Here is a 12,534-nt window from a genome sequence, read left to right on the forward strand (position 1 = left end):
TATCCTGTGGTTTTGTAGGCCCGGCAAACGCCGTGCCGCCGGGCAAAACGCCGGGTGACGCTGCGCTAACCCGGCCTGTTATCCTGTGGTTTTGTAGGCCCGGCAAACGCCGTGCCGCCGGGCAAAACGCCGGGTGACGCTGCGCTAACCCGGCCTGTTATCCTGTGGTTTTGTAGGCCCGGCAAACGCCGTGTCGCCGGGCAAAACGTCCGGAGGCGCTGCGCTAATACGGCCTGTTATCCTGTGGTTTTGTAGGCCCGGCAAACGCCGTGCCGCCGGGCAAAACGTCCGGAGGCGCTGCGCTAACCCGGCCTGTTATTCTGTGGTTTTGTAGGCCCGGCAAACGTAGTGCCGCCGGGCAAAACGTCCGGAGGCGCTGCGCTAATCCGGCCTGTTATCCTGTGGTTTTGTAGGCCCGGCAAACGTAGTGCCGCCGGGCAAAACGCCGGGTGACGCTGCACTAACCTGGCCTGTTATCCTGTGGTTTTGTCGGCCCGGCAAACGTAGTGCCGCCGGGCAGCCTTTCTCGCAGCCCCATTCCCGCACTTCTCATTGCTTGTTATTTTACTGTATACTTAACCAGTAATTATTGAGGGCTGAGTATGCGCAAAATTATCCATGTCGATATGGACTGCTTTTTTGCCGCCGTGGAAATGCGGGATAATCCGGCCCTGCGTGATATCCCCATTGCCATCGGCGGTAGCCGGGTACAGCGGGGCGTGATCAGCACGGCCAACTATCCGGCGCGTAAATTTGGCGTGCGTAGCGCGATGCCAACCGCGATGGCCCTCAAGCTTTGCCCGCATTTAACCCTGCTGCCCGGCCGCTTTGAAGCCTACAAACAGGCCTCGTCCCATATCCGGGAAATCTTCTCTCGCTACACATCATTGATTGAACCGCTGTCTCTGGATGAGGCATATCTCGACGTCAGCGATAGCGTACATTGCCAGGGCTCTGCCACACTGATTGCGGAAGAGATTCGCCAGAGCATTTATCACGAGCTTCAGCTGACCGCCTCCGCCGGTATCGCGCCGGTAAAATTTCTGGCGAAAATCGCCTCCGATATGAATAAACCCAATGGTCAGTTTGTGATTGCGCCGCATCAGGTCGCGGAGTTTGTCCGAACGCTGCCGCTGGCGAAGATCCCCGGCGTGGGGAAAGTCTCGGCCGCAAAGCTGGAAAGCATGGGGCTGCGCACCTGCGAAGATGTGCAGAAAAGCGACCTCGCCATGTTGCTTCGCCGCTTTGGTAAATTTGGTCGTATCCTGTGGGAGCGTAGCCAGGGAATTGATGAGCGGGAGATCAACAACACCCGACAGCGTAAATCGGTTGGCGTTGAACGTACGCTGGTGGAGGATATCCATGAGTGGTCTGCCTGTGAGAGCATCATCGAGAACCTTTATCAGGAGCTGGAGCGGCGGTTGCTGAAGGTCAAACCGGACCTGCTGATTGCCCGTCAGGGGATAAAGCTGAAATTCAATGATTTTCAACTGACCACTCAGGAGCACGTCTGGCCGCGCCTGAATAAAGAGGATTTGCTCTCCACCGCCTACAAAGCCTGGCACGAACGGCGGGGCGGCCGTGGAGTACGGCTGGTGGGGCTACACGTGACGCTGCTCGATCCCCAACTGGAGCGGCAACTGGTACTGGGATTATAACGATGCTGAAGATCAGACCCTATCGCGACGACGACTTTACGGCGCTGTGTGCCCTTTTTCTGCGCGCAGTACAAGAGACCGCCTGCCATGATTATTCCCCCCGCCAGATAGCCGCCTGGGCGCAGGTAGACGAGGCCCGCTGGCGACTCAAAATAAGGGATTCTGTGGTGTGGGTCGCAGTGATTGACCAGCATCCGGTGGGATTTATCACCGCCGTGGACCGCTATATCGATCTCCTGTTTGTGGCGCCGGAGTATGGCCGTCGGGGGATTGCCAGCGCGCTACTCAAGGAACTGTTTACCCGGATACCGCACGGTTCCCTGACGGTAGCCGCGAGCATTACGGCAAAACCGTGTTTTGAACGGCATGGTTTCAGGGTCGTGGAAGAACAGCAGGTGGTGGTACGCGGCGAGACGTTGATTAATTACCGGATGGAGAAGGTGAGACAGCCCGGATAAGGCGCCATGCGCCGCTATCCGGACCGTTTATTGCCGTAACTTACTTCGCCGGAATCGCTTTCAGCAGTTCCGTCAGCAGCGTCCAGTACTGGCCGACGCTTTCGATATGCACCTGCTCATCCGGGGAGTGCGGGCCGGTAATGGTTGGGCCGATAGAGACCATATCCATATTCGGGTACGGCTTCTTGAACAGACCGCATTCCAGACCGGCGTGAATAATCTGGATGTTTGGCGTCTTGTTGAACAGACGCTGATAGGTTTCACGCACCAGATGCATCACCGGCGAGTTCGCGTCCGGCTGCCAGCCTGGGTATGCCCCTTTGGCTTCGGTTTTCGCGCCCGCCAGTTTACCCAGTGAATCCAGCATGCTGACCACATAGTCTTTGCCGCTGTCGATCAGCGAACGAATCAGGCAGTGGATCTCAACATTGTCGTCAGTCATGGTGACCACGCCGACGTTCAGCGAGGTCTCTACAACGCCTTTTGCCACGTCAGAGTTACGAATCACGCCGTTTGGCGTGGCGTTGAGCAGACGCACAAAGCCGTCACGGGATTGCGCGGTCAGGGCCGCTTTGTCGTTGGCGACAGAGTCCAGCAGCAGCACCAGGTTTTTCTCTTTCGCCGCCAGTTCGTTTTTCAGGATGTCCTGATAGGCGACGACCAGCGTTTTCAGGGCATCGACTTTGTCGGCCGCGACGGCGACGGTGGCGAAAGCTTCACGCGGAATGGCGTTACGCAGGGTGCCGCCGTTGAAATCCACCAGACGCAGGTCCAGCTCTTGCGCATGGCCTGCGAGGAAGCGGGCCAGCAGCTTGTTGGCATTCCCCAGGCCGACGTGAATTTCGCCGCCGGAGTGACCGCCTTTCAGCCCTTTTAAGGTCAGTTTAAAGCTCTGGAAACCCGCCGGAACCGCTTCACGGGTCAAGGCCAGGTTTGAGGTAAAGTCGATACCGCCGGCGCAACCCATATAGATTTCGCCCTCTTCTTCAGAATCGGTATTGATCAGGATATCGGCCTGCAGCCAGTTAGCCTGAAGACCAAATGCGCCGTCCATACCGGCTTCTTCGGTCATGGTCAGCAGGACTTCCAGCGGACCATGTACGACGCTGTCATCAGCCAGCACGGCCAGCGCAGAAGCCATACCGATGCCGTTATCCGCGCCCAGCGTGGTGCCGCGCGCTTTGACCCACTCGCCATCGATATACGGCTGAATAGGATCTTTGGTGAAGTCGTGAACGGTGTCGTTGTTTTTCTGCGGGACCATATCAAGGTGCGCCTGTAGAACAACCGGTTTACGGTTTTCCATACCGGCCGTTGCGGCCTTACGAATCAGAATGTTGCCAACCTGATCGCGTTCAGCGTGTAAGCCTTTTTCTTTTGCCCAGCCCATGATGTGTTCAGCGAGTTGTTCTTCGTGATAGGACGGATGGGGAATGGAGCAGATTTTGGCAAAAATATCCCAGAGCGGCTGCGGGGATAATTGAGACAATTCAGACACGATGAGTCTCCTTACGATCGCCTGCAAAAGTCTTTTACAGGTCGAGGGTTAGCAATAAAAAATACAACAGGCGCAGGCTTGCGCGGTGGGGTTGAGAATACCACTTTCCACGCCGACTGGTAGTGGAAACAACGCAAAAAGCGCCGGTGAGGCCGCTTAACACTGGTTTTTAGTGCGTCAGATCTCTATAATCTCGCGCAACCATTTTCCCCCTCGAATATCATTTAAGCCGTATAACACAGGCTGGGACACTTCACATGAGCGAAAAATACGTCGTCACCTGGGACATGTTGCAGATTCACGCCCGCAAACTGGCCAATCGTCTGATGCCTTCTGAACAATGGAAAGGCATTATTGCCGTGAGCCGCGGTGGTCTGGTACCAGGCGCATTACTGGCGCGTGAACTGGGTATTCGTCATGTTGATACCGTTTGTATTTCCAGCTACGACCACGATAACCAGCGTGAGCTGACCGTACTGAAACGCGCTGAAGGTGATGGTGAAGGTTTCATCGTGATCGATGACCTGGTTGATACCGGCGGTACCGCCGTCGCTATTCGTGAAATGTACCCAAAAGCGCACTTCGTTACTATTTTTGCTAAACCGGCTGGTCGTCCGCTGGTTGATGATTATGTTGTTGATATTCCGCAGGATACCTGGATTGAACAACCGTGGGATATGGGCGTGGTGTTCGTACCGCCGATCTCAGGTCGTTAATTCATAAGGTGAGTGCTATTTACCACGCCCGGTTATGCCGGGCGTGGTTTTTTTTGCCCGTATGCAGGTTACAATAGCCCGGAGTGGCAACACGATGGAGGCTGCACATGTCACAAGCTAACCTTAGCGAAACACTGTTTAAACCTCGATTCAAACATCCAGAAACCTCTACGCTGGTGCGTCGGTTTGCGTCGGGTTCGCAACAGCCGATCCACTCCGCGCTCGACGGGAGCAATGTTGAGCACTGGTATCGCTTGATTAACCGGCTGATGTGGATCTGGCGCGGGGTGACGCCACAGGAGATCCTCGATGTGCAGGCGCGCATTGTGATGAGCGAGGCTGAGCGTACCGATCCGGGGCTTTATGACACCGTGGTGGGCTATCGTGGCGGCAACTGGATTTTCGAATGGGCCAAACAGGCGATGATCTGGCAGCAAAAGGCCGGGCTGGAAGCCGATCCGCTGACCAGCGGCCGCCACTGGCTGCATGCCTCAAATCTCTACAGCATTGCCGCCTATCCGCATATTAAAGGCGACGATTTGGCGGAGCAGGCGCAGGCGCTGGCTAACCGCGCTTATGAAGAGGCGGCACAACGCCTGCCGGGCGAGTTGCGCGAGCTGGAGTTTCCTGTGCCCGGCGGCGCGCCGGTGACCGGCTTTTTACATATGCCGAAAGGCGAAGGCCCGTTCCCGGTGGTCCTGATGTGCGGTGGTCTGGATGCGCTGCAGACGGATTACTACAGCTTGTATGAGAACTATTTTGCGCCGCTGGGGATCGCCATGCTGACGCTGGATATGCCTTCGACGGGCTTCTCGTCAAAATGGAAACTCACTCAGGATACCAGCCTGCTGCATCAGCATGCGTTGCGGCACCTGGAGAATGTTCCGTGGGTCGATCATACCCGGGTTGCCGCGTTCGGTTTCCGTTTTGGGGCGAATGTCGCCGTCCGCCTGGGCTATCTGGAGCCACAGCGCTTAAAAGCCGTGGCGTGTCTGGGGCCGGTCGTGCATAACCTGCTGGTAGATCCGCTGCATCAGGGCCGGGTTCCGGAAATGTATCTCGACGTTCTGGCCTCGCGGCTGGGCATGCACGATGCGTCTGATGAAGCATTGCGCATAGAGCTGAACCGCTACTCATTAAAAACCCAGGGGTTGCTGGGCCGCCGCTGTCCGACGCCGATGCTGTCAGGCTTCTGGAAAAACGATCCGTTCAGCCCGGAAGAGGAATCGCGCTTAATTACCTCGTCGTCCGCCGATGGCAAGCTGCTTGAGATTCCATTTAAGCCCGTTTATCGCAATTTCGATCACGCATTGCGCCAGATTGCCCGCTGGATCAATCATAGATTTGGTTAATATATTGCTAAATTTTATTGATTTGGTAAAACAGTTGCATCACTAAAGGAGATCGCAATGACGTTACCGAGTGGACACCTCAAGAGTAAGCTGATTAAGAAATTCACGGCTCTTGGCCCTTATATTCGCGAAGAACAGTGTGAAGACAACCGCTTCTTTTTCGATTGTCTGGCAGTTTGCGTCAATGTAAAACCCGCCCCGGAAAAACGAGAGTTCTGGGGATGGTGGATGGAAATGGAAGCACAGGCATCACGCTTCACTTACAGCTATCAGTTTGGCCTGTTCGACAAAGAAGGGGTCTGGCGACCGGTCGCTATCGACGATCCGGAAGTCAGCGAGAAACTTGAGAAAACGCTACGTGATTTCCACGACCGGGCTAACGCCTTGCTGGCGACATTCAGCCTGAAGCTGGAACCCGCCGATGACTTTAGCGAGCCGCTCAGACTGCGGGCCTGATGGCTCATCGTCTTTCGGCTGCAATCTAAAAAAATCCACGCGCTTTGAGCGTGGATTTTTTTATTCACGGGCTTCTCTTCTGTTCCGGGATGGCGGCAGCCGATATGCCGGGTTCTGCGGCGTTTCGGGGCCGGCGTCGATTAAAGGCCAATACACATGTATTTGATTTCCAGATAGTCTTCAATACCATACTTCGAGCCTTCGCGGCCCAGGCCGGAAGCCTTCACACCGCCAAACGGGGCGACTTCGTTGGAAATCAGTCCGGTATTGATACCGACAATTCCATACTCCAGCGCTTCGCCGACGCGGAAAACGCGGCTCAAATCACGGGCATAGAAGTAGGCGGCGAGGCCAAATTCGGTATCGTTGGCCTGGCGGATGACATCCTCTTCATCCGTGAAGCGGAACAGGGGGGCCAGCGGGCCGAAGGTCTCTTCTTTCGCCACTTTTGCACCGTCCGGAACATCGACCAGGATCGTCGGCTGAAAGAAGTTGCCGCCGAGGGAATCCACTTTCCCGCCGGTGATGACCCGGGCGCCTTTCCCGACGGCATCGGCAATATGTTCCTGCACTTTGGCGATGGCTTTCTCATCAATCAAAGGTCCGGTTGTGACCCCCGCCTGTAGGCCGTCGCCGAGGCGCAGCTGTTCCACCGCCTGCTGCAGTTTCCCGGCAAAACGCTCATAAACTCCGTCCTGCACGTACAGACGATTGGCGCAGACGCAGGTCTGCCCGGCGTTACGAAACTTCGAGGCCATGGCGCCTTCTACCGCTTTATCCAGATCGGCATCATCAAACACAATAAACGGCGCGTTACCGCCCAGCTCAAGCGACACTTTTTTGATGTCCTGGGCACACTGTGCCATCAGCTGGCGGCCGATTTCCGTCGAGCCGGTAAACGACAGCTTACGCACCAGCGGGTTGCCGGTCAGTTCATTACCCACCGCGCTGGCGGAACCGGTCACCACGTTAAATACGCCGTCAGGGATCCCGGCGCGTCTGGCCAGTTCGGCCAGCGCCAGTGCCGAAAAAGGGGTCTGGCTGGCGGGTTTGAGTACCATCGTGCAGCCAGCCGCTAACGCCGGACCGGCTTTACGGGTGATCATCGCCGCCGGGAAGTTCCACGGCGTGATCGCAGCGGTAACGCCAATTGGTTGTTTAATCACGATCAGGCGCTTATCGGCCTGGTGGCCGGGAATGGTATCGCCATAAATGCGTTTTCCCTCTTCGGCAAACCATTCGATAAATGAAGCGGCGTAGCCAATCTCGCCTTTTGCCTCCGCCAGCGGTTTACCCTGCTCGAGGGTCATCAGCCGGGCCAGATCGTCCTGGTTTGCCATCATCAGATCGAACCAACGGCGCAGGATAGCAGCCCGTTCTTTTGCCGTTAGCTGTCGCCAGGCGGGAAGGGCGCGATGGGCGGCCTGGATAGCGTCGCGGGTCTCTTCTGCGCCCATTTTAGGTACTGAGCCCAGCACCTCTCCGTTCGCCGGATTGGTCACCGTAATGACATCGCTGCTGAGGGCATCTCGCCACTCACCATTGATAAATGCCTGCTGGCGGAACAAGGTTAGGTCATTCAGTTGCATGGTTATTTCCTGTCTCAGAACGTTAACGGGTGAACGGCGTGCTCCAGCGTAACGGAGAATGAAAAGCGGCGTTTGCGATAGCCTTCACGTTTAGCAACGGCAATCGACGCGAACCCGCGTCATGCCCGCTAAGACCCTTCCGGCCCTCTTCGTCGATACCCCCGTCAGGCACGCCTGTCTTTATTTAGTGTAGTCGCCAGACTCAGATGACAGCGGCGACTAAACAGTGACTAAACAGCGATGACGGCGTTTCACGATGTAAAACCTGCGCCTGAATTCGCGACGCCAGCCACAAAATTCACACATCGTGCGCGGTGACGGGAGTTAGCAACTCATCACGCCGTGGCAGTCAACCCTTCCTCTTTAATCGCCAGCTTAACGGCATCTCGTGCCGCAATGCGTCGATACCACGCTGCTAAATGGTGTAAATCGTCGAGGTGGATATCGAGGTTCATATAAGAGGTTAACCATCCGGCCTGCGCCCAGCCGATTAAGGCAAAAAGATAACAATCAGCAATGGAATAGGCATCCGAAAGGAGAAAGTTTTGTTCGCCGAGCCGATGGTTAATTAATCTGAAACGATCCATCAGCTTCATTTTGGCTCGTTTTATATAGTGTTCTTCAGGATCGCCATATATCACCGGGATAAACCCTTTGTGTATTTCCGTTGAGAGAAAGTTTAACCATTGCTGTAATTGATAGCGCAGGAGGGTGCCGTTTGGCGGGGCCAGTAAGGATTCTGGTTTCAGATCGGCAAGATACTGAATCACCGCCGGGCCTTCGGTTAACACCGTGCCGTCGGGGAGCGACAGGGCAGGGACGGCACCCGCGGGCGAGAGGGTAAAAAAATCTTCGCCATGATTAAAGGTGTGATTGCGTAAGTCGACTTTGACCAGCTCAATATCGAGCCCGGTTTCTTTGATGACAATATGCGGTGATAAAGAGCAGGCTGCCGGGCTGTAATAGAGTTTCATCTCAACTCCCTCATGAATTGATTCATTTGTTTTGGGTAGGAATCAATGTATCGGAGCTGATATATATTTTAAAGAAGGCACTAAATTGTGGTATAGGTACATTTTTTATACCACCTGTGGGAGGACGTTAATGAAAGAGGCGGTAACCGGGTGCCCGGTCGAAGTGGCGATGAGTTTACTGGCGGGCCGCTGGCGCTTGCTGATCGCGTACTTCCTGCTGGAGGGGCCTAAGCGCTTTAGCCAGCTACGTCGGGACATGCCCGGTATATCCCAGCGGATGCTTACTCTGGATCTCCGGGCGCTTGAAACTGCGGGGCTGGTGCGGCGAACCGCCTACCCGACGGTCCCTGTGACGGTGGAGTACGCGTTAACCGAGGATGGAAAACGTTTAACGCCCCTGGTCAATGAGATGGCCGTGTTTGGTCAGTGGCTTAAGCTCAGGGATAACGGACACAGCGGGTCCTGAGCGGGTAACTCGCCCGGCGGCAACGCAGAATAGCGCAGCGCATGGGTCATCAACACAAAGGCGGGCAGGTGCTGTTTTCGGCTGAGGTAAGAGAGCTTATAGCCAGGGAAAGTAGGGCACCATTCCTTGAGGGGCTGAATGAGTTCGCCGGAGTGAAACTGTTGCTCAATTTAACCTACAGTGATTCACCGCATTGAATACGCGACCGATTGCTGAACTTTTTTCACGTTCAGATTTCGTCACTTTCACCTTAACCGGATACAGATAACTCAGAGAGGTTTTAGCAACATTAATGTACAACATCATAATGAATATCAATCAGGTCGCCGACGCTGTGGCGACCTGATTGATAAGACTCAGGCGATTTTACAATTGTGTTTTGCCATAATTTGGCGAGCGAGGACCATACAGGAGACCACCGTTTGTCCCGGCACTGAACATACGGGCCCCCGTGATTTTGGCAATATCATGAGCTTTATCCGTTGCCGTATTGGCAATTTGCGAGACCGCTGCGGATACCAGCATCCCTATCAGCCCACCGCTGTTAGTATCCTGGCCTTCATTACTCGAAGCCGTTGCCCCGCCACTCCATAACTCTTTACCCGTGCGAGCATCTACAAGACGCGCGGTTGCTGTCACTCGCGTATCGCTGCTTACGACCTGATATGAGGTACCGTAATCACTGATCGTGATATACATCACTGCATCGGCACCAAATGTATCGTGTAACTTTTTCAGTGGGATCGCACTTATATCATCCGGGTTAGTCGCGCCGTTTTGTTTGAATGTTTCACTCGTTACCGCAACCGGGAAGACATAATACCCAGACTCCGCTAATGGCATCGTGACCACACTCAGAAGGCTGTTGCTGGCATTAACATCCGGTGACTGATTTCTCGGTGGTAACACCAGAATACTACGTGGCTTACTCTCCCGGAATGCGGAGTAGTCCGTTGCTTTCTTATTACCGGTAGTACACCCCGTTGATAATAAGATAAGAATAAGCGTAAAGAGAGAAAATAATCCTTTCATTTTACCATCCATTTATTTTTTTGCTGTCAGGAAATCAATATAAGATGCTGATTCCGGGTACTGTGTTTTCTCAGCATTAAACTCAGACATTGCCAGACCCGCCTGTCCAGTTTTGCTGTAGAGCATTCCCAGATGAGCATGGACACCCGGTGGAACGGGTTTATTACTTGCCCGAGATTGCTCAATCAGTTTCTGCAATGAGGCGATTTGTTCCTGGGGACTGGTTTCATGGGTGTAATACTGATAAACAGAGTCCTCATAACCATTCCAGGTATACGTTTTCTCGGGCGATTTTGCAGCACAACCGGCCAGCAGCAATATTACTGCGCAAGATGAAATTTTATTAAAATGTCCCATTCTAAGTTCCTTTTAGTTTGTATTTGACGGGTTCCAGCTACCGTTTTCAATACCCGCAACAAGGTTATTGACGGACTCACGGATAGCCAGATCCAATACTTTTCCATTCAGTGTGGAGTCATAGCTGGCTGTGCCACCGAAGCCAAGAATTTCGCGGTTCGACAGTTCGTATTCGCCCGCGCCCTGGGCAGTAAACACGACTTCAGACGTTTTAACATTGACCACATTGAGGGCAACTTTCGCATACGCAACCTGCGATTTACCCCGACCTAAAATGCCAAACAGCGCCCTGTCACCAGTCTCTTTGCGACCGAATTCGGTCACATCACCGGTGATAACATACGTCGCGCCCTTTAATTGCTGGCTCTTTCCGCTGATTCCCGCCTCGGTTTTGATTTCGTCCATATTGGTGCGATCCAATACATTAAAACGACCGGTCTGTTGCAAATGAGTGACCAGAATGGTTTTTGACTGATTACCCAGGCGATCGACACCATCAGAAAATATGCCATTCATGTAATCTGAGCGGTTATCAAATTTTCCGACGGTTATCAGGCTGCGCTGCCCATGCCAGCTTGTTTGAGCGGTAGCCACTTTTGCGACCTCTACAGTGTGCGATGATTCTGTTGCACATCCCGCCAGTAGCAAAATGGGTAAACACAGAGAGCTTACTACTACTTTTTTAAACATATATAACGCTTCCTTTTTGTACAAAACACCCTTTTAGTAAAATTTCTTCACCTGAATATGGAACTGTATTAATGGCATCATCTGCACGTTTATAACAGCGACTGTCACAGCTACAGGCAACCAATTCTTCACAACGACTTTGCTGCTGTGGCTGGATCAGGTGGTTATTCCCAACAACACTTGATCCGTTGCGAAGCTAGCCGTCGGAGGTGACTTTTCCTTTTTTCGTAAGTTACAGGCGGCTTTGTTGTTGGACTGCTGACACGGCAATTTTTTGTCCTGACGCGCCTTTTCAGCCCGTTACGCCATTTCCCCCAGATCTGTTAAAGAGCAACTTCCAACACTATATTACCACCATCCTTCCATGCAGTCATAGACAATATTCCCCGGGCGATAGCTTCTAATTATCCAGCGGGTAAACCTTTGAAAAATCATTGTACGTTTCATGAAAGTGATAAAATTTTGTATCAGGATTATCTTTCAGTTCTTCATGTCTTTTTATTAATTTTTTGAATAAGCTCTCTGGTACAGGATAAGGATTTGCCTCATTTTTTGCGCAGTAAAAATAGTACAGGGCCCTTTCAAACTCTGCAGGAGTTATATTATCTGTGTTACCTGTCAAATACTCAAAGGCGTAAGAACACTGTTCTTACACCACGAATGCCATCGAATCGCTGAACAGCGTGATCCGTGCCGCCATTAAGAAATGCAAGGTGTTCCCGACGGATGACTCAGTGCGAAAGGTTATTTACCTGGAAATCCAATTGGCATCGAAAAAATGGAGTATGCCGATCCAGAACTGGCGGTTGGCGATGAGCCGCTTTATTAATCGAGTTCGGTGACCGCCTGAGCGCTCAGTTTTGACGTGGTGGCAGTGACACAGAATTATTTACAGGGTCTCAGCATCCGTCACTACGATCGTCGCACTAACCGGACAAAACGCTACACCCACAGCGCCAGCCTGCGGCTCAACGGTCGCTGGATGGAAGAAGCCGGGTTTGCCACAGGCACCAAAATTGATGTTCTCATGATGCCGGGTTGCCTGGTTATTACCGCCCTCCCAAATGTCACGCCGCTAATGAAAGTGCTTAACAGCACCACACATTTACCTGAAAAAGAACAGCAGCAGGTAATGCTGTTTTTGCAGGGAGTGGCAGCTAAGCTGGCACTTGAGCATAAGTAATGAAGGCAAAAAGATCCCTATGGAGAAGATTAATACTGACTCTTCGAATGGTTTCATAATGCCTAACTTGTTAAGAACGAGTGTTATTGATTAATATCTAACATA

General features: G+C 53.2%; 13 protein-coding genes and 2 pseudogenes. 8 read left to right on the forward strand and 7 right to left on the reverse strand.

Features of this window, described 5'->3' with window-relative positions:
- Positions 1-602 precede the first annotated feature (602 nt).
- Both dinB and FNY10_RS00010 read left to right on the forward strand, forming a co-directional pair.
- The gene (dinB, locus tag FNY10_RS00005; RefSeq protein WP_131050412.1) at positions 603-1,658 is read left to right on the forward strand and encodes a DNA polymerase IV; all 1,056 of its coding nucleotides are present in this window, start codon (positions 603-605) and stop codon (positions 1,656-1,658) included.
- Between the two features lie 5 nt (positions 1,659-1,663).
- On the forward strand, positions 1,664-2,116 hold the full coding sequence (locus FNY10_RS00010; protein WP_227699383.1) for a GNAT family N-acetyltransferase: 453 nt from the start codon (positions 1,664-1,666) through the stop codon (positions 2,114-2,116).
- Between the two features lie 40 nt (positions 2,117-2,156).
- On the opposite strand, the gene pepD is transcribed toward FNY10_RS00010, so the two are convergent.
- Positions 2,157-3,614: a cytosol nonspecific dipeptidase gene (pepD, locus tag FNY10_RS00015; RefSeq protein ID WP_141965277.1), complete on the reverse strand. Its 1,458-nt coding sequence runs from the start codon at positions 3,612-3,614 to the stop codon at positions 2,157-2,159.
- Positions 3,615-3,871: 257 nt separating this feature from the next.
- Between pepD and gpt the strand changes: the two genes are divergently transcribed.
- The 3 genes from gpt to crl all read left to right on the forward strand — a co-directional run bounded on the left by gpt (position 3,872) and on the right by crl (position 6,138).
- Positions 3,872-4,330 carry a xanthine phosphoribosyltransferase gene (gene gpt, locus FNY10_RS00020; protein ID WP_004858267.1) on the forward strand — a complete coding sequence of 153 codons (459 nt, stop codon included), beginning with the start codon at positions 3,872-3,874 and terminating at the stop codon, positions 4,328-4,330.
- A gap of 107 nt (positions 4,331-4,437) precedes the next feature.
- A complete protein-coding gene (gene frsA, locus FNY10_RS00025; RefSeq protein ID WP_141965276.1) occupies positions 4,438-5,682 on the forward strand; it encodes an esterase FrsA in 1,245 nt (414 codons plus the stop codon).
- Positions 5,683-5,739: 57 nt separating this feature from the next.
- Complete coding sequence (crl, locus tag FNY10_RS00030; protein ID WP_100684745.1) at positions 5,740-6,138, forward strand: sigma factor-binding protein Crl; 399 nt, start codon at positions 5,740-5,742, stop codon at positions 6,136-6,138.
- Between the two features lie 140 nt (positions 6,139-6,278).
- Here the strand turns inward: crl and gabD are convergent, their stop codons facing one another.
- Positions 6,279-7,727, reverse strand: coding sequence for an NADP-dependent succinate-semialdehyde dehydrogenase (gene gabD, locus FNY10_RS00035; RefSeq protein ID WP_100684744.1), 1,449 nt, complete (start codon positions 7,725-7,727; stop codon positions 6,279-6,281).
- Between the two features lie 335 nt (positions 7,728-8,062).
- Positions 8,063-8,701: a glutathione transferase GstA gene (gene gstA / locus FNY10_RS00040; protein WP_141965275.1), complete on the reverse strand. Its 639-nt coding sequence runs from the start codon at positions 8,699-8,701 to the stop codon at positions 8,063-8,065.
- A gap of 130 nt (positions 8,702-8,831) precedes the next feature.
- On the opposite strand from gstA, the gene FNY10_RS00045 reads away from it, so the two are divergent.
- On the forward strand, positions 8,832-9,167 hold the full coding sequence (locus FNY10_RS00045; RefSeq protein WP_131050403.1) for a winged helix-turn-helix transcriptional regulator: 336 nt from the start codon (positions 8,832-8,834) through the stop codon (positions 9,165-9,167).
- A 26-nt stretch (positions 9,168-9,193) separates the two neighbouring features.
- Here FNY10_RS00045 and FNY10_RS26705 read toward each other — a convergent pair.
- From FNY10_RS26705 to FNY10_RS00065, 4 genes and pseudogenes are all read right to left on the reverse strand, one after another.
- Positions 9,194-9,322 (reverse strand): annotated as a pseudogene (locus FNY10_RS26705) (transcriptional regulator); the annotation flags it as partial.
- Positions 9,323-9,533: 211 nt separating this feature from the next.
- Positions 9,534-10,199, reverse strand: coding sequence for a DUF799 domain-containing protein (locus FNY10_RS00055; RefSeq protein ID WP_131050402.1), 666 nt, complete (start codon positions 10,197-10,199; stop codon positions 9,534-9,536).
- Between the two features lie 12 nt (positions 10,200-10,211).
- The gene (locus tag FNY10_RS00060) at positions 10,212-10,556 is read right to left on the reverse strand and encodes a DUF4810 domain-containing protein (protein ID WP_131050401.1); all 345 of its coding nucleotides are present in this window, start codon (positions 10,554-10,556) and stop codon (positions 10,212-10,214) included.
- A gap of 12 nt (positions 10,557-10,568) precedes the next feature.
- On the reverse strand, positions 10,569-11,246 hold the full coding sequence (locus FNY10_RS00065) for a CsgG/HfaB family protein (RefSeq protein WP_141965274.1): 678 nt from the start codon (positions 11,244-11,246) through the stop codon (positions 10,569-10,571).
- Between the two features lie 650 nt (positions 11,247-11,896).
- Here FNY10_RS00065 and FNY10_RS00070 point away from each other — a divergent pair.
- Positions 11,897-12,110 (forward strand): annotated as a pseudogene (locus tag FNY10_RS00070) (transposase); the annotation flags it as partial.
- Between the two features lie 10 nt (positions 12,111-12,120).
- Positions 12,121-12,429, forward strand: coding sequence for a SymE family type I addiction module toxin (locus FNY10_RS00075; RefSeq protein WP_160702253.1), 309 nt, complete (start codon positions 12,121-12,123; stop codon positions 12,427-12,429).
- Positions 12,430-12,534: the final 105 nt, after the last annotated feature.

Origin of the sequence: Klebsiella sp. Lac1, from assembly GCF_009825425.1 — a bacterium.
Lineage (GTDB): Bacteria > Pseudomonadota > Gammaproteobacteria > Enterobacterales > Enterobacteriaceae > Klebsiella > Klebsiella electrica.